This window comes from Microbacterium sp. NPDC089695 (assembly GCF_044749085.1).
Taxonomy (GTDB): Bacteria; Actinomycetota; Actinomycetes; order Actinomycetales; family Microbacteriaceae; genus Microbacterium.
Genome location: NZ_JBIVHG010000002.1, coordinates 116,226 through 132,914, shown reverse-complemented (window position 1 = coordinate 132,914; position 16,689 = coordinate 116,226). Strand labels below are relative to the sequence as shown.

20 protein-coding genes are annotated in these 16,689 nt (G+C 70.5%); all 20 read left to right on the top strand.

The genetic code is table 11. From position 1 onward, the window contains the following. Positions 1-3: 3 nt before the first annotated feature. The 20 genes from ACIPYT_RS13750 (at position 4) to ACIPYT_RS13655 (ending at position 16,682) form a co-directional block, all read left to right on the top strand. Entirely contained in the window at positions 4-1,125 is a 1,122-nt protein-coding gene (locus ACIPYT_RS13750; protein ID WP_401075263.1) for a VanZ family protein, read from the top strand. A 121-nt stretch (positions 1,126-1,246) separates the two neighbouring features. After that, positions 1,247-2,104, top strand: a complete 858-nt coding sequence (locus tag ACIPYT_RS13745; protein WP_401075260.1) for a sigma-70 family RNA polymerase sigma factor — start codon at positions 1,247-1,249, stop codon at positions 2,102-2,104. 126 nt (positions 2,105-2,230) lie between these two features. Continuing rightward, positions 2,231-3,058, top strand: coding sequence for a flagellin (locus ACIPYT_RS13740; protein ID WP_401075257.1), 828 nt, complete (start codon positions 2,231-2,233; stop codon positions 3,056-3,058). Positions 3,059-3,170: 112 nt separating this feature from the next. Continuing rightward, complete coding sequence (gene fliD / locus ACIPYT_RS13735; protein WP_401075254.1) at positions 3,171-4,535, top strand: flagellar filament capping protein FliD; 1,365 nt, start codon at positions 3,171-3,173, stop codon at positions 4,533-4,535. A 15-nt stretch (positions 4,536-4,550) separates the two neighbouring features. Beyond that, a complete protein-coding gene (fliS, locus tag ACIPYT_RS13730) occupies positions 4,551-4,964 on the top strand; it encodes a flagellar export chaperone FliS (RefSeq protein ID WP_401075252.1) in 414 nt (137 codons plus the stop codon). Positions 4,965-4,971: 7 nt separating this feature from the next. After that, entirely contained in the window at positions 4,972-5,247 is a 276-nt protein-coding gene (locus tag ACIPYT_RS13725) for a hypothetical protein (protein WP_401075250.1), read from the top strand. A 105-nt stretch (positions 5,248-5,352) separates the two neighbouring features. Continuing rightward, the gene (locus ACIPYT_RS13720) at positions 5,353-5,700 is read left to right on the top strand and encodes a flagellar basal body rod protein FlgB (protein ID WP_401075247.1); all 348 of its coding nucleotides are present in this window, start codon (positions 5,353-5,355) and stop codon (positions 5,698-5,700) included. After that, positions 5,697-6,092 (top strand): flagellar basal body rod protein FlgC, encoded by a 396-nt coding sequence (flgC, locus tag ACIPYT_RS13715; RefSeq protein WP_401075245.1) that lies wholly within the window; start codon positions 5,697-5,699, stop codon positions 6,090-6,092. The genes ACIPYT_RS13720 and flgC overlap by 4 nt, the downstream gene beginning before the upstream one ends. Continuing rightward, positions 6,089-6,409 (top strand): flagellar hook-basal body complex protein FliE, encoded by a 321-nt coding sequence (gene fliE, locus ACIPYT_RS13710; protein WP_401075242.1) that lies wholly within the window; start codon positions 6,089-6,091, stop codon positions 6,407-6,409. The genes flgC and fliE overlap by 4 nt, the downstream gene beginning before the upstream one ends. Positions 6,410-6,411: 2 nt before the next feature. Then, a complete protein-coding gene (gene fliF, locus ACIPYT_RS13705; protein WP_401075240.1) occupies positions 6,412-8,058 on the top strand; it encodes a flagellar basal-body MS-ring/collar protein FliF in 1,647 nt (548 codons plus the stop codon). Next, the gene (gene fliG, locus ACIPYT_RS13700; protein WP_401075237.1) at positions 8,055-9,134 is read left to right on the top strand and encodes a flagellar motor switch protein FliG; all 1,080 of its coding nucleotides are present in this window, start codon (positions 8,055-8,057) and stop codon (positions 9,132-9,134) included. The genes fliF and fliG overlap by 4 nt, the downstream gene beginning before the upstream one ends. A gap of 112 nt (positions 9,135-9,246) precedes the next feature. Further along, on the top strand, positions 9,247-9,885 hold the full coding sequence (locus ACIPYT_RS13695; RefSeq protein ID WP_401075234.1) for a FliH/SctL family protein: 639 nt from the start codon (positions 9,247-9,249) through the stop codon (positions 9,883-9,885). Beyond that, the gene (locus tag ACIPYT_RS13690; protein WP_401075231.1) at positions 9,882-11,207 is read left to right on the top strand and encodes a FliI/YscN family ATPase; all 1,326 of its coding nucleotides are present in this window, start codon (positions 9,882-9,884) and stop codon (positions 11,205-11,207) included. Before ACIPYT_RS13695 ends, ACIPYT_RS13690 begins: the two co-directional genes overlap by 4 nt. Next, positions 11,204-11,629 (top strand): hypothetical protein, encoded by a 426-nt coding sequence (locus ACIPYT_RS13685; RefSeq protein ID WP_401075229.1) that lies wholly within the window; start codon positions 11,204-11,206, stop codon positions 11,627-11,629. Before ACIPYT_RS13690 ends, ACIPYT_RS13685 begins: the two co-directional genes overlap by 4 nt. Further along, positions 11,626-13,005 carry a hypothetical protein gene (locus ACIPYT_RS13680; protein ID WP_401075227.1) on the top strand — a complete coding sequence of 460 codons (1,380 nt, stop codon included), beginning with the start codon at positions 11,626-11,628 and terminating at the stop codon, positions 13,003-13,005. Before ACIPYT_RS13685 ends, ACIPYT_RS13680 begins: the two co-directional genes overlap by 4 nt. Before the next feature lie 11 nt (positions 13,006-13,016). Continuing rightward, on the top strand, positions 13,017-13,472 hold the full coding sequence (locus ACIPYT_RS13675) for a flagellar hook capping FlgD N-terminal domain-containing protein (RefSeq protein ID WP_401075224.1): 456 nt from the start codon (positions 13,017-13,019) through the stop codon (positions 13,470-13,472). A 30-nt stretch (positions 13,473-13,502) separates the two neighbouring features. Next, positions 13,503-14,669, top strand: coding sequence for a flagellar hook protein FlgE (locus ACIPYT_RS13670; protein ID WP_401075221.1), 1,167 nt, complete (start codon positions 13,503-13,505; stop codon positions 14,667-14,669). Positions 14,670-14,845: 176 nt separating this feature from the next. Next, positions 14,846-15,076: a flagellar FlbD family protein gene (locus ACIPYT_RS13665; protein ID WP_401075218.1), complete on the top strand. Its 231-nt coding sequence runs from the start codon at positions 14,846-14,848 to the stop codon at positions 15,074-15,076. A gap of 2 nt (positions 15,077-15,078) precedes the next feature. Beyond that, positions 15,079-15,867 carry a motility protein A gene (locus tag ACIPYT_RS13660; protein WP_401075215.1) on the top strand — a complete coding sequence of 263 codons (789 nt, stop codon included), beginning with the start codon at positions 15,079-15,081 and terminating at the stop codon, positions 15,865-15,867. Further along, on the top strand, positions 15,864-16,682 hold the full coding sequence (locus ACIPYT_RS13655) for a flagellar motor protein MotB (protein WP_401075212.1): 819 nt from the start codon (positions 15,864-15,866) through the stop codon (positions 16,680-16,682). The genes ACIPYT_RS13660 and ACIPYT_RS13655 overlap by 4 nt, the downstream gene beginning before the upstream one ends. Positions 16,683-16,689: the final 7 nt, after the last annotated feature.

Genomic DNA, 16,689 nt, shown 5'->3' with positions numbered 1-16,689 from the left:
CGCGTGACCGGATGGGCGTGGCAGGCGTGGTTCGCGCTATTCGGCGGCGGGCTGATCTTCCTCTCCGTGCTCGTGCCGATCGTCGTGATCCAGACGCGGCGCTACGGCGCGTTGTCGTTCCGGCGCCTGCTCGGTACGGCTGCCGTGAGCATCTACGCAGTCGCGCTCGTCGCGTACACGCTGCTGCCGATCCCCGACGTGCGGGCGAACTGCGGTGCCGGCGGCGGCGGGGTCGAGCTCGTCCCGGGGCACTCGATCGGCGACATCCTCCGCGAGACGGAGGGGCTGTCGCTGCTGCGCACGCTCACGAGCACCGCGACCCTGCAGGTCGTGCTCAACGTGGCGTTGTTCGTGCCGTTCGGCGTCATCGCGCGGCGATACTGGAATCGCGGTGCGGTCGTCTCCATCCTGATGGGGGCGCTGCTGTCGCTCCTGATCGAGACCACGCAGCTCACGGGCGTCTGGGGCATCTTCGAGTGCGCCTATCGCGTCGCCGATGTCGATGACCTGATCGCGAACACCGCGGGCGCCGCGCTCGGCGTGCTGCTCGCTCCCGTGCTCCTGGCGTGGATGCCGAGCGCGGAGAACCTGCGCGCGCAGCGCGGTATGCCACGACCGGTCACGGTGTGGCGACGCTGGTTCGGGATGGTCCTCGATGCCGTCGCCGTGCAGGTCGCGATCACGCTCGTGTCGCTCGCGCTCCTGGTGCCGAAACTGATCGTGTCGGGCGGTTCGGGGCCCAGCGTCCCCGAGAACGCGGTGGAGCTCGCGGTGATCGCGGTCGGAGCGCTCGTGCTCGTCGTCGTCATCCCGGCGACGGTGTCGACCGGGGCGTCGATCGGACAGCGTCTCGTCTGGCTCGCGCCGGAGTGGCACGGCGAGAGGCGTCCGATCGGGCGGAGCCTGGCGCGCGCCGGCGTGATCGGTCTTCCCTACGTGCTCGCCTCGACGTTCGCGCAGCTGCCGGAGGGCGCATCGGATGCGCTGCAGACGGTCACGGGCATCGTCGGGATCGTCAGTGCCCTCGTCGTCGCGATCGCCGTCGTCTCGGTGCCGTTCACGCGCGGTCGACGCGGCCTGTCGCTCGTGCTCGCCGGTGCGGAACTGCGCGACTCGCGCGCCTGACCCCGACCCCGCGCGATTCCGCTCCCTGAGCGGAATGTCCAGCGCGCAAACTTTTTCTTTGAATACGTGATCTTCGTGCTATTTTCACTGATAAACCAGTTGAACAAGCGACGGAGTCACATTGCTGAGTCATTCTGCACTTTCTGCTGATTCCGCTCCGATCGGCGCGGTACGTTCCACGCCCGAGCAGCTCGCACGGGACAACATGCCCCTCGCCACCTTCCTCGCGGTCGAGAAGGCACGCACGGCCGCGCACGTCGACCTCGACGATCTGCTCTCGGCCGCCCGCCTCGGCCTCGCGCGCGCCGCCATGACCTACGAGCCCGAGCGCGGCATCCCGTTCGGCGCGTTCGCCAGCAGTCAGATCAACTGGGCGATGCTCTCGGAGATGCGTCGTGCCGATCCCGCCGGTGAGCGCGGACGCGACAAGATCGAACGCGTGCGCGCGGCATCCGAACTCGTGTCCGCCCGCACCGGGCGCCCCGCATCCGTCGCCGAGGTGGCCCGCGAATCCGGACTCGCCGCGGATGCCGTCGTCGAGATGATGCAGCTCGACGAGATGGTCCGCGGTGCGACGAGCTTCGAAGAGCACTTCGACGTCGACAGCGGTCGCCAGGCCGCCGACCTCACGGACGCGGTGATCCTGCCCGACCACGCGGTCGAGCAGAGCGAGATGCGCGACATGCTCGCGAAGGTCGTCGATGCGCTCCCCACGGCGATGCGCCAGGTGATCCGCGGCATCTACGTCGACGACCGGATGGTCAAGGACATCGCGGAGGAGCTGGCCGTGAGCCACGCCTACGTCTCGAAGCTGCGCAGCCGTGGCCTCGCCCTGATGCGCGAGGCCATGGAGGCCTGGGAGAACGGTTCCGCCGGCGACCGCTCCACCAAGGCGAAGGCCGAGTTCTTCGAGGCCCTGTTCGGCCCGGCCGCACCCGCAGAGCGCGCCCGCGGTCACGAGCTGCTCGTCGCCAGCTGAGCGCACCGGACGCGCCGGAGAAAGTCGTCGGGATTCCCGGTTACGCGATCGGACCGTGTCGCGAAAGTGGGATGTACGGGTCCACGGACGGACCCGCATTCGATCCCATAACCACGGAGGAACAACATGGGTCTTCAGATCGCAACCAACGTCGGCGCCCTCAACGCCTACCGCAACCTGTCCATCAACCAGGGCGACATGTCGAAGTCGCTCGAGAAGCTCTCGAGCGGTCTGCGCATCAACCGTGCTGCTGACGACGCCGCGGGTCTCGCCATCTCCGAGGGCCTGCGCTCGCAGGTCAACGGCCTGAATGTCGCTGCCCGCAACGCACAGGACGGCATCTCGGTCATCCAGACCGCAGAAGGCGCCCTGACCGAGGTCCACTCCATCCTGCAGCGTGTCCGCGACCTCGCGGTGCAGGCCGGTAACGACTCGAACAACGCCGATTCGCGCGCCGCGATCAAGACGGAGCTCGACACGCTGGGCGAGGAGCTCACGCGCGTCGCCGCCAGCACGAACTTCAACGGCATCAAGCTGCTCGACGGCTCGAACGCCAGCCTGACGTTCCAGGTCGGCGCCGGCTCCACGGCCGCCGAGGACCAGATCGCCGTCACCCTGACGGACTTCTCGGGTCTCGGTGCCACGATCGGTGCGCTCGACGTCGACACCGCGGCGAACGCCCTCACCTCGATCGCCGCGATCGACGCCGAGATCACCAACGTCTCGACGGCTCGTGCCGGCCTCGGTGCCGCGCAGAACCGCTTCGAGTCGACGATCAACTCGCTGCAGGTCTCGGCCGAGAACCTGTCGGCCGCGAAGAGCCGCATCGCCGACACCGACATGGCTGCCGAGATGGTCAAGTACACCGCCTCGAACATCCTGCAGCAGGCCGGTACCGCGATGCTCGCGCAGGCGAACCAGTCGGGCCAGGGCGTCCTGCAGCTGCTCCGCTGAGTCGCTGCGTCTCTGACGCACCGCCTCCGCAGCGGGCGATCGGGGGGAGTCCGCTCCCTCCGATCGCCCGCGAGGAGAACCCCGACCCCGCACGCACGGAAGGCGCACGAGGATGAAGCTGGACGGCCTCGTCTCCGGTCTGAAGACCGGGGAGCTCATCGACGCACTGATGAAGGTGTCGGCGATCCCTCAGACCCAGATCACGGCGAAGATCACCGATCGCACGTCGATCGTGACGAACCTGCAGTCTCTGAACGCCTCGCTCCAGACGCTCATGGACAAGGCGAAGACCGCGGCGGGAGCCTCGTCGCTCGCCGCGTTCACCGCGACCTCCTCGTCGGAGAGCGTCACCGTGACCGCGGGTCCGAAGGCCAGCGCGTTCTCGACGGGCGTCGTCGTGGACGCGGTCGCCGTGCGGCACTCGATCGTGACCGCCGCCGCCGGGAACACGGCCTGGGGCGGCGCCTTCACGCTCGTCGGCGTCGACGGCGAGCAGACCGAGATCACCCCGACCGGAACCGGCCCCCAGGACCTCGCGAAGGCCATCAACGCCGCGAACGCGGGCGTCTCCGCGACGGTCGTGCCCGCCGGCGTCGACGGCGACGGCAAGCCGCTGTCGCGCATTCAGCTCACCTCGACCGAGACGGGCGAGGACGCCCGCTTCACGCTCCACCGCGGCACCGCCGCGCAGGTGGATGCCGGAACCGCCGCCGACCTGTCGACCGCACCCGGCGCGGCAGTGATCAGCCAGGGGAGCGACGCCCGCATCCGTCTCTTCGCTGGTACCTCCGCCGAGCAGACGCTCACGAGCGGGAGCAACACGATCTCGGTCGGCGAGGACATCTCGGTGACGGTGTCGACGGTCAGCGCCGACCCGGTGACCGTATCGGTCGCGCTCGATGCGAAAGGGCAGTCGGCCACGGCCGCGGCCTTCATCAAAGAGGTCGCCGCGCTCTTCACCCGCATCGACAACGGCTCCAAGGCCACGGTCGGAAAGGTGGGGGAGACCACCACCCTGGGAGTGTTCACCGGCGACAGCACCGTGCGCGGGCTGCGCACGGCTCTCGCGAACGCGGTGCAGCACCCGATCGACGGGGTCTCGCCGTCGAGCATCGGCATCTCGGTCGACGACAAGGGGGTGCTGGCGTTCGACGCCGAGAAGTTCGCCGCGGCCCTCGCCGACGACCCCCAGGCGACGCAGAAGGTTTTCTCGGCGGTCGGCGCGCGGCTCGAGGGCGTCGCCGACCAGTACTCCGACAAGTACGACGGTCTGCTGACGCAGCGCATCACGGGTCAGGAATCCGAGATCAAGACGCTGAAGACCCAGGTCGAGCGCTGGGACGTGCGTCTCGAACAGCGCCGCGCCACGCTCGAGCGCACGTACGCGCAGCTCGAGGTGCAGCTCTCGAAGATGCAGTCGCAGTCGTCGTGGCTCGAGTCCCAGCTCGCCGGCCTCACCCCGAAGTCCTCCTCCTGACACCCGGAGATCCGCATGTCCACCACCTCCCTCGCCCGCGCGAAGCAGCAGTACCTCGAGCAGCAGGTCGCCTCGGCGTCTCCCGAACGGCTCCTCGTGCTCCTGTACGACCGCCTCCTCGTCGACATCGACCGCGCCGCGGTCGCGCAGGACGCCGCCGACTGGGCGGGCGCGGGCACGCACCTCACGCACGCGCAGTGGATCGTCTCGGAACTGAGCGCGACGCTGACCGACGCCTGGGACGGAGCGGAGCAGCTGCGCGCCGTGTACACATACCTCACGTCGCGCCTGATCGACGCGAACCTCTCGCACGACCGCGAGGTGACGACGGAGTGCCGCGAGATGGTCGCCCCGCTCCGCGACGCCTGGCACCAGGCGGCGGCCACCGTGACCGCTGCGCCGCAGGGCGCGGTGTCGGCGATCGCCTGAGCGGACCATGACCGACAACCTGACCGCCTGGCTCGCCGTGCTCGACCGGTTCGAGCGCGCTCTCGACGCGGCCGACGAGCAGCTCGACGAGGGGTTCGACGCGCCTCCGGGGCCGGTGCCCGACGAGTTGCGTGAGCGCGCGGAAGCGGTGCTCGGCCGACAGAAGATGATGGTCGACAGCCTCGCGGTGTCGCGTGCGCACGTCGCACGTGAACTCGCCGCCCTCCGTCGCGTGCCCACCTCGGCATCCGACGCACCGGCCTATCTCGACGTGCAGGGCTGAGGCGGTTACGCGACCGCGGTGGTGTCGCGATAGTGGGGATCGAGCACGGATAGCTCGACGATTGGCCAGGGATCGGCTTCTCTCACAACGTCCCGGAGTGCCCCCGTGCTCGAATCCGTCACCTCCACCGCGCTCATCAGCGCTCTCGACGGGCTGGCGCTGCGACAGCGCTCGATCGCCGAGAACATCGCGAACGTCAACACCCCCGACTACCACGCCAAGCGCGTCCGCTTCGAGGACGAACTGCGTGCGGCCGTCGCCGACGGCACCGGCGCGGTCGCGCCCACCGTGCAGCGCTCGCTCGAGCCCACGCGCCTGAACGGCAACAACGTCAACCTCGACACCGAGACCCTCTCGAACATCGACACCGTGCTGCGGTTCCAGTTCGCGAGCCAGGCGATCGGCGGCCAGGCCGCCTCGATCACCAAGTCGATCGGTCAGGCGTCCGCATGACCTTCGACGCGATCGGCATCGCCGGCACCGGACTCACCGCGCACCGCAAGTGGCTCGACGCGGTCAGCGACAACATCGCCAACGTCAACACCGCGACGCCGCCGGGACAGGAGGCGTTCCGCGAGAAGCTCGTCACCGTGCAGGCGGGAACGCAGAGCCCCGGCGTCTACGTCGCCGGCGTGGTCGAGTCGGAGGCCGCGCCCCGGCTCGTGTACGACCCCGAGCACCCGTACGCGAACGAGGACGGCTACGTGCAGTACCCCAACGTCGACCTCGGCGACCAGATGAGCATGCTCATCATCGCGCAGCGCGGCTACGAGGCGAACGCCGCCGTCGTCGACCGCGCCAAGACCACGTACGAGGCCGCGCTGCAGATCGGACGGAACTCGTGAGCATCCCGATCGGCGCCGTCTCGGCCGCGGGTGTGACCCCGCTCTCCGCGCTGAGCTTCGAGTCCGGGGGAGCGGATGCCGCGTCGTCGGCCGCCGCGGGGTCGTTCGCGACCTCGCTCACCGGCGCGGTCGAGAACCTGCAGCAGCTGCAGTCGACCTCCAACGAGCTCGCGGTGCAGGCCGTCACGGGCGACCTGCAGGACATCCACCAGGCGATGATCGCCTCGTCGCGCGCCTCGGTGACCCTCGACCTGGTCGTGGCGGTGCGTGACCGCAGCGTCGCCGCGTTCAACGACATCATGAGGATGCAGGCCTGACGATGCCCACCGTGCTGACCACCTCCCTCGCCCGCGCCAAGCAGGTCGTGTCGGGATTCTCCGTCGCTCAGCGCACGATCGCCGTGATCGGCGTCGCGCTGCTCGTCATGGGCGCCGTCGCTCTCGGGGCCTGGCTCACGCGTCCCCAGATGAGCCCGCTTTTCACCGGACTCAGCGCCGGTGACGCCTCGGCCGTCGTCGAGCAGCTCAAGTCGGCGGGAGTCGGCTACGAACTCGCGGAGGGCGGCGCGACGATCCTCGTCCCCGACGACCAGGTGTACGCGCAGCGCCTCGCCGCGGCATCCGCAGGACTCCCCGGAGACACGAGCGAGGGGTACACGCTGCTCGACAAGATGGGCGTGACCGCGAGCGAGTTCCAGCAGTCCGTGACGTACAAGCGCGCGATCGAGGGTGAGCTCGCGAGCACGATCGGGGCGATGGACGGCATCTCGACGGCATCCGTGCAGCTCGCGATCCCCGAGGAGAGCGTCTTCGTGTCGGAGACGCGCAACCCGACCGCATCGGTGTTCGTCAAGACGCGCAACGGCGCGACGCTCGGCGACGAGAAGATCGAGGCGATCGTGCATCTCACGAGTGCTGCGGTGCCGGGGATGACGCCCGAGGACGTCGCCGTCACGGACCAGAACGGTCGCGTGCTGTCATCCGTGGGCGCCGGGATCAACGGCAGCTCGTCGAAGCAGGCGTCGGAGCACGAGGCCAAGGTCGCGGCCTCGGTGACCAGCATGCTCGACACGATCGTCGGCGCCGGGAACGCGACCGTCACGGTGTCGGCCGACGTCGCGAACTCGACGTCGGAGCGCCTCGACGAGACGTACAGCGCCCCCGACGACGCCCTCAGCCCCTCGGAGCAGACGAAGACCGAGACGTACACGGGGGGCGGTGGTCCGGGTGGGAACGCCGGGGTGCTGGGACCCGACAACATCGCGGTGCCCAACGGCACGACCGGCGACGGCGAGTACGAGTTCGAGGAGACCTCGCGCAGCAACGCCGTCAACAAGACGACCGAGAAGACGATCACGCCCGCGGGGGAGGTCACGCGGCAGACCGTGAGCATCGCCGTGAACCGCAGCGAGGTCACCGGGGTGACGGCGAACCAGATCGAGTCGCTGGTCGCCTCCGCCGCCGGCATCGACGTGGAGCGCGGCGACGAGATCGCGGTCGAGTTCGTCGACTTCGCGACCTCGGGGGCCACGGCGGCCGCGACCGCCCTGCAGGCGGCGGAGGACGCGCGGGCGGCCGAGTTCCAGCAGGAGCTGATCCGCTCGGCGATCATCGGCGGTTCGATCCTCCTCGCCGTCGTCATCCTCGTCGTCTTCCTCGCGGTGCGGCGCCGGATGAAACGGCGCGTGATGTACACCGACGAGGGGCCGATCGAGTACTTCGCGACCGTCACGGAGGACGAGGAGCAGAAGCTGCGCTCGCTGCGCGACCTCAAGGACCCGGATGCGATCCCGCTGCCCGGTCCGACCAAGCTTCTACCCTCGGCCGTGATCGATCCCGATGACGAGCCCGAGCCCGACAAGGTGCTCGTGGAGCGCCGCCGTCGTGAGATCGACGACCTGGCGAAGCGCGAGCCCCAGGCGACGGCCGGCGCGCTGGCAGACCTGATGGACGAGGCGACGGTATGAGCGGGCTCACCGAGATGCTCGACGCCCAGGCCGACACGGTCGAGGTGTCGACCGCCGAGGCGCCCACGATGACGTCGCCGGAGATGTCGGGCCTTCGCAAGGCCGCGATCGTCCTGATGAACATGGACCGGGCCGCGAGCGCCGAGGTGCTGCGGCATCTCGGCGAGGAGCGCGCCGAGATGCTCGCGGCCGAGCTCACACAGCTCGGGGGCGTGGACGTGGCCTCGACCGCGCGCGCCCTCGCCGAGTTCCGCCGCATCGCGACCGGAGGCGCTGTGCCCTCGCGCGGAGGTCAGGAGCTCGCGACCGGTCTGCTCGAGACGGCGTTCGGACGCGAGAAGGCCGTCGGCATGGTCGGCCGGGTGATGTCGCAGGGCACGGTGTCGTTCGACTTCCTCAACGCCGCGGACCCCGCCCAGCTCGCGACGATCCTCGACGGCGAGCTGCCCACCACCGTGGCCGTCGTGCTCGCGAACCTGCGCGCCGACCGCGCGGCCGCCGTGCTGGCCGCCCTCCAGGATCCGCTGCGCACCGACGTCGCGCAGGCGATCGCGACGATGGGCACCGCGACGCAGGAGGCGATCTCGATCGTGGCCGACTCGCTGCGCTCCCGCACGGGCGTGTTCGCGATGCGCGACAACCACGAGGCGATCGGCGGCGTGCAGCCTCTCGTCGAGATCATCAATCGCTCGGACACCGCGCTCGAGAAGTCACTGCTCGCGAGCCTCGAAGGGCGCGATCTCGCCCTCGCGGAGGACATCCGGAGCCGGATGGTGACGTTCGCCGACATCTCGCGGCTGGAGGATCGCGACACGCAGCGCGTGCTCCGCGGCCTCGACCTGCGGATGCTCGCTCTCGCGCTCAAGGGCGCCGACGAGCAGATCGTCGAGAAGGTCGCCGCGAACATGACCGAGCGCAACAAGGAGAACCTCGCCGAGGAGACGAAGGTGCTCGGGCCGGTACGGATGCGGCAGGTCGACGAGGCGCGGGCCGAGATCGTGCGCATCATCCGCGAACTGGAGGCGGCCGAGGAGATCACGATCTCCCGTGAGGACGAGGATGAGCTCGTCGAGTGAGCGGTCGACGGTTACCGCCACGGCGGAGCGTCGCGATAGTGATCAGCGAGCACGGACAGCTCGAACTCCAGGCCACGGACAGGCCCTCTCGACGACATCCGAGGTGCACGCCGTGCTCGATCCCGCTTTCACGCCCCTCAGGGTGCCGCGTGTGGGAGAGACGCCGATCGACCTGCGGGGCGAGACCGATCGCGCCCGCACCCGTGGCTACGCAGAGGGCTTCGCGGAGGGCCGGCGGATCGCGCTCGAGCAGGCGCAGGTCGAGAGCGTAGAGCAGGCGACGCGGATGCAGGAGATGCAGGTCGCGTTCGTCGAACGTGCCCAGGCGGCGCTGGATGCCGTGCGCACAGCGCGCTCGACACTGGATCAGCGGGTCGCGGACGTGGCCGGGCTCGATGCGGAGCAGATCGAGCGCCTCGCTCTCGACCTCGCGTCGGCGATCCTCGGCGCCGAGCTCTCGGACCCGGCGCGCTCCGCCGCGCACGCACTGCGTCGGGCGCTCGACGAGATGCCGGTGGAGCGGTGGACGCGGGTGATGTTCAGCCCTCGCGACGCCGAGACCCTGCACGACGACGCGGCGCTGGCGGCGCTGTCGGGTGTCGAGGTCGTCGTCTCGGCGGCGGTCGACGACGGCGGCGCGATCGTCGACATCGACGACGGAGCCGTGGACACCCGCATCGCCGAGGCTTTCGCGCGTGTGCGTGCGGCGCTCGACGGGCACGACGGGCCTGCACAGGGAGGCACACGGTGACCCGGACGGCATCGTGGGATCGCGCCGTCGCCGCGGCACGACCCGAGCGCTCCGGCACCGTGCGCGCGGTCGTCGGCCTCGGCGTCGAGGTGCGAGGCATCGATGCGGCCGTCGGCGACCGGGTGCGGATCGATGTGGTCGACGGAGATCCCGTCGACGCCGAGATCGTCGCGGTCGACGGCGGCACGGCGCGATGCATGCCGCTCGGACGCCTCGGCGGCATCACCGCGAGGGCACGGGTCCGTCATGCGGGAGCGCCGCTCCTCGTGCCGACGGGCCGCGCGCTTCTCGGACGGGTGCTCGACGGACTGGGGCGGCCGATCGACGGCAAGGGGCCGATCGACGTGGCCGCAGCGCGCGTCCCGCTGGAGCAGGCGCCGCCCAGCATCCTGCATCGACGACGGATCGATCGCCAGCTCGGGCTCGGCGTGCGCGTGCTCGACACGATGACGCCCGTCGGGTCGGGGCAGCGGCTCGGCCTGTTCGCCGGATCGGGTGTGGGCAAGTCGTCGCTCATGTCGATGATCGCGCGCGGATCGAGCGCCGACGTGAACGTGATCGCCCTGGTCGGCGAACGTGGCCGCGAGGTGCGCGAGTTCCTCGAGGACGATCTGGGCCCGGAAGGACTCGCGCGGTCGGTCGTCGTCGTCGCGACCTCGGACCAGCCGGCGATGGCCCGCATGCGCTCGGCCTTCGTGGCCACGCGCATCGCGGAGGGCTTCCGCGACGAGGGTCTCGACGTCGTCCTCATGATGGACTCGCTGACCCGCGTGGCCATGGCGCAGCGTGAGATCGGCCTGAGCGCCGGGGAGCCGCCGGCGACGCGCGGATACCCGCCCTCGACGTTCTCCGTGCTCGCGCGGCTGCTCGAACGCGCGGGCACGGGCACGACGGGCTCGATCACGGGTCTCTACACCGTTCTCGTCGACGGCGACGACCACAACGAGCCGATCGCCGATGCGGCCCGAGGGATCCTCGACGGACATGTCGTACTCGACCGGGGGCTCGCTGTGCGGGGCCACTTCCCGGCGGTCGACGTGCTCGGGTCGGTGTCGCGCGTCGTGTCGAAGATCACGACGCCGGAGCAGCGCGCGCACGCGGTCACGCTGCGCAGCGTGCTGGCCGCGCGCCGCTCGGCGAATGACCTGATCGACATCGGCGCGTACCGAGAGGGCGCGAACGCGTTCGTCGACGCGGCGATCGCGCACGACGGCGACATCGCGCGATTCCTCACGCAGCGGATGGACGACCTCACCTCGTCCGACGATTCCTGGCGGCTCCTCGCCGCCCTCACCGACGAGTTCGGAGGACTGGCACCATGACCTTCCCGCTTTCGGGTCTGCTCCGAGTGCGCGGCGTGCAGGAGCGCGTCGCCGCGGAGGAGCTCTCGCGCGCGAGTGCAGCACGCGCCGACGCCGAGGCCGCCGAGCAGTCGGCCGTCGCGAGTCTCTCCGAGATCAGCGATCGGATCGACGACGCGGCGACCCTGCTCGCCATGGCCGCAGCGCGCGCGGCCGGTCGCAGCACTCTGAGCGACCTCCAGGCGCTCGTGGAGATGCGGAGGATGTCGGAGGGAGCCGCGAGCGCCGCCCATGTGGAGGCGCGGCGGGAGCTCAAGGGCCTCGAGCGACTGGAGACGGCGCATCGCGTCGAGGCTGCTCGGGAGGAGCTCGCGACCGAGCAGGCGGCACTCGACGAGATTGCGACCGTACGCGCGACGCGCCCCACGGGGAGCGCGGCGTGAGCGGCGTCGCACTCGTCGACGCGATGCGTGCGACGCCGACGAGCGGTGAGCGCACGGGACGCGGTGCCCGTGATGGAGCCTCCGCAGGATCGTTCGGCGATGTGCTCGCCGCGGCCGGGGTCGCGCTGTCGGCGGCCGCCGACTCCGCACGCGGACGGACGCACGAGGGTGTCGCCGTCGAGGCGGATACGGCGGACGCCGATCGATCCGCATCGCCGGCGTGCGCACCTGTCGCGCTCGTCGTCGCACCGGCGCCCGGCGAGACCGTGCCGAGCGACGCGTCGGTCCCCGACACTCGGACCCGGACGGACAGCGGTGGCGGTGCAGACGCCGCCACGCCCCGGGTCGTCGTCGCCGTCGATACCGCGGTCGCCGCCGAGGTCGGGAGGATCGAGTCCGCAGAGGGACTCGCCGTCGCCGCGACGATCACTCCGACGGAGGACGCGTCGTCGGAGTCCGCGGACGACGTCCCGCACGTCGCCGTCGAGGTCACGGCCACGGACTCTGCGGCGACACCGGCGGACGCCGCCGCGCTCACGCCTCCGCCCGCTCCGCGCACGGCGACCGTGGCCGCGCCGCAGTCGCTCTCTCCGGCATCCGCTTCCGTGCAGGTCGACGCCGCTGACGGCTCAGCACCGGTCTCTTCGGCACCGGCGGCATCGACCGCACCCACGTCGCCGACCGTCGCGTCGGCCGCATCGACACCGCCCGCACCGGCTCCGGGCGTCGCGGCGGGCGTGGTTCCCGCATCGGGGATCGCACCCGCGGCCCCCGGCGCCACCGGAGGATCTGCGGAGCGCGAAACCGATCGGCCGGCGCCCGCGCCTCCGGCATCCGCTGTCGTGCCGGCTCCGGTCGCCGCGCCGTCCACGGTCACGCCCTCGGTCGACCCGACCGCGTCCGCGGCGACGCCGCGTGCTCTCACGGCGCAGGTGTCGCCCGTCGTGATGGGCATCGCGCAGCGCCCGGCCGGCACGCATCAGATCACCATGACCGTGAACCCCGACACGCTCGGACCGGTCACGGTCCGCGCGCACATCGGACAGGGCGGCGACGTGCGCGTCGAGCTGATCGGGGCGACGGATGCCGGGCGCGACGCGCTCCGCGCCCTCGTCACCGATCTCCGTCGCGACCTCGCCGCGGCGATGCCGCACGCGACCCTGAGCATCGCCCAGGGCGCAGCCTCCGACGCGGGGGCCGACCGGGGCGGGCAGGGCCTCGCGAGCGCCGCGGGCGATCAGGGATCGGCCGACCGGGGATCCGGCCGTGAGACGACCCGCGCATCCGAGCGCGTCGACCCCGCACCCGCCGACCTGCGCCCCCTTCCCACGACCACCGCATCCGCCCCGGGCTCCGGCCTCGACATCCTGGCCTGAGAGGGCGCACCATGACCATCCCCATCACCACGACAGCCCCGATCGACGCGTCGAGCTCCATCCACACCGGCAGCACGACCGATCCGGCAGCCCGCAAGCAGGTGCTCGACGGCGAGGTGTTCCTCAAGCTCCTCGTCACGCAGCTCACGCATCAGGATCCGTCGAATCCGATGGACACGAACGAGATGATCTCGCAGACGACGCAGCTCGCCATGATGGAGCAGCTCACCTCCCTCGCCGACAGCGGATCCGAGGCGTTCGCGCTCAACATGCGGCAGGCCGCCACCGCCCTGATCGGTCAGGAGGCGAGCTACAAGGACGCCGACGGCAAGGCGGTCACCGGGGTCGTCACGAAGGTGTCGTTCGACGGGCCGATCCCTCAGGTGACCATCGGCGGCAAGACCGTCGCCCTCGACGCGATCACCGGCGTCACCTCCACGACCGCACCGGCCGCACCGGCCGCCTGACCCCCGCTCCACACAGGAAGAGAGAACCCCATGCTCCGCTCGCTCTACTCCGGGATCTCCGGGCTCCGCTCGCACCAGACGATGCTCGACGTGACCGGCAACAACATCGCCAACGTCAACACGGCCGGCTTCAAGGGCTCGTCCGTGCTGTTCCAGGACTCGCTCTCGCAGCTCATCGGCAACCCCGGCATCCCCGACGACCAGGTCGGCGGACGCAACCCCGCCCAGGTCGGACTCGGCGTGCAGGTCGCGGGCGTGCGCACCAACTTCGCCCAGGGCTCCGCGCAGGCCACCGGCCGCGGGGGAGACCTCATGATCTCGGGCGACGGCTTCTTCGCCGTGCGCTCGGGTGGCGAGACCCTGTACACGCGCGCCGGCGGATTCACGTTCGACGCCACCGGGAAGATGGTCACGAGCGACGGCGCGATCGTGCAGGGCTGGTCGGCGCAGAACGGCTTGGTCAACACCGGTCAGGCCGTCGGCAACATCGTGCTGCCGCTGGATGCCGTCTCGCCGGCCCGCGCGACGACCACCGCCGGCGTCACCGGCAACCTGCCCTCGACCGCCGCGGTCGGCGACGAGCTGGTGCGCGACGTGACCGTGTACAACGCGCAGGGCACGCCGTCGACGCTGAGCCTGACGTTCACCAGGACCGCGGCCGGATGGAACGTCACCGAGCCGGTCAGCGGTGCGACGGGCGCTCTCGCCTTCACCGACGGCAAGCAGACCGGCGCCGGGCTCACCCTCACCGCCGGTGCCGTCACGGTCGACCTCACGAGCGTCACGGGCTACGCGACCCTGTCGACGGTCGCCGTCACCGAGCAGAACGGCGCCGCCGCCGGCACGCTGAAGTCGTACAGCATCACCGGCGACGGCTCGATCGTCGGCACCTTCAGCAACGGGGCGACGCAGACCCTCGCGAAGATCGCGATGGCCACGTTCGGCAACCCCGAGGGCCTCGAGAAGGCCGGCGGCACGGCCTACCGCGTGTCGGTCAACTCGGGTGCGGCGCGCATGGGCGAGCCCGGCCAGGCCGGATTCGGCAACCTCGTGTCGGGCGCGCTCGAGATGAGCAACGTCGACCTGTCGCAGGAGTTCACCAACCTCATCGTCGCCCAGCGCGGCTTCCAGGCGAACGCGCGCATCATCACGACGAGCGACGAGGTGCTGCAGGAGCTCACGCAGCTCAAGCGCTAGTCCGCGGTATCGCACCCGCTATTCAGGTTCATGACCCGTAAACCTGATTAACGAGATCGAAAGTCAGGCTTTCGGCTCTCCGTGCACACGGCCCGCCCTGGTTACCCGGGGCGGGCCGTGTCGCGATAGTCGGGGCAGACTCTCTCTCCCTCCATCCGATATCCGGAGAAAACGCGATGATCACCGTCACCCGCCTCGACAGCACGAGGTTCGCGGTCAACCCCGATCTGATCGAGCGCGTCCAGGAGTCGCCGGACACGACGCTGCACATGGTCGACGGTCACGTGTACGTGATCCGCGAGGACATGGATGCCGTGATCGAGCTCGTGATCGCCTACCGTGCCCGTGTGCTCGGCGCCGCTCAGGCGCTCACGACCGCCGCGCCCGCCACCCGGACCGGAGCCTGAGGATGGATCCCGCGTTCCTGATCGGCGTCGTCCTCGCCTTCGGCGCCCTCGTCGCCATGATCACCATGGAGGGCGCGAGCTTCCAGGCGCTGCTGATCCCGGCACCGATGATCCTCGTGCTCGGTTCGACGATCGGCGTCGGGATCGCGAGCCATACGCTGCGCGACACCAAGCTCGCGGTGCAGAGTCTCGGCCGCATGGTGCGGGGGCCGCGCATGACACCCGAGGCCGTGATCCCGTTCCTCGTGGGGTACGCCGAGAAGGCGCGCGGCGAGGGACTGCTGTCGTTGGAGCAGGAGCTCGACAGTGCGCCCGACGACTTCACCCGGCAGGCGCTGCAGGCTCTCGCCGACGGCACCGACGCCGAAGACCTGCGCACCGTCATGGACGACGAGATCGAGGCGGCGTCGTCGCGCACGCGCATCGCCGCGAAGTTCTTCGCCTCGCTCGGCGGGTACGCGCCGACCATCGGCATCGTCGGCACGGTCGTGTCGCTCACCCACGTGCTCGAGAAGCTCGACGAGCCCGATCACCTCGGGCCGATGATCGCCGCGGCGTTCGTGGCGACGCTGTGGGGGCTGCTGTCGGCCAACTTCATCTGGAACCCGATCGCCGGGCGTCTCAACCGCATCGGTGCCGTCGAGCTCGAGCGCATGACCCTCGTCGCCGAGGGGATGCTCGCGATCCAGGCCGGGAGTGCGCCCCATCTGCTGCAGGAGCGGCTCGAAGCGCTCTCGACGGTGAAGCCGAAGGCGAAGAAGGCCAAGGCCGTCGCCGAGGACGCCGCGTGAGCACGGCCTCCCGTCGCGCGCGCGGACGCGGGCACGGCGACGACGGGCATGACGAACCCGACGAGCGCTGGGCGGTGTCGTACGCCGACATGGTCACCGTGCTGATGTGCCTGTTCATCGTGCTGTTCGCGATCTCCAACGTCGACGCCACCAAGTTCGAGCTGCTCGCCAACAGCCTCGCCTCGGGGTTCGGTCAGGAGGAGACGAACACAGGCGGCGCCGACACCGCGGAAGGCGTCGTCGTGCCGCCGGAGATGCAGGACGACGACGGCGTCGTCGATCTCACGGCCCGCGCGAACGCCGAGTACGAGTCGCTCGAGCAGCTCAAGGAGCAGATGCTCGCCGCGCTCACCGCGAAGGGGCTGCAGAACACGGTCGACTTCGTGATCGACGACCGCGGCCTGAGCGTGGGACTCGTCGGAGCCGAGACGTTCTTCGGCGACAACAGCACGGCGCTGTCGGCCACGGCCGACGCGGTGCTCGACTCGATCGGCGACGTGCTCACGACGGTCGAGAACCAGGTGAGCATCGAGGGGCACGCCGACCACCGGGTCTCGGCGTACCCCTTCCCGACGAACTGGGAGCTCTCGGGCGGACGCGCCACGCAGGTGGCGCGCTTCCTCGTCGAGCACGAGGGGATCGCCGGCCCGCGGGTGAAGGCGACGGCCTACTCGGACACCCGGCCGCTCGCGCAGGGGGATTCGCCCGAGGCGCTCGCGAGCAACCGACGCGTCGACATCGTCGTCGAGTCGAACGAGGAGGAGCAGGTGCGTGCGCTGATCCCCGACATCGCGCAGGGCGCCGGAGCGAAATGAGAGACCT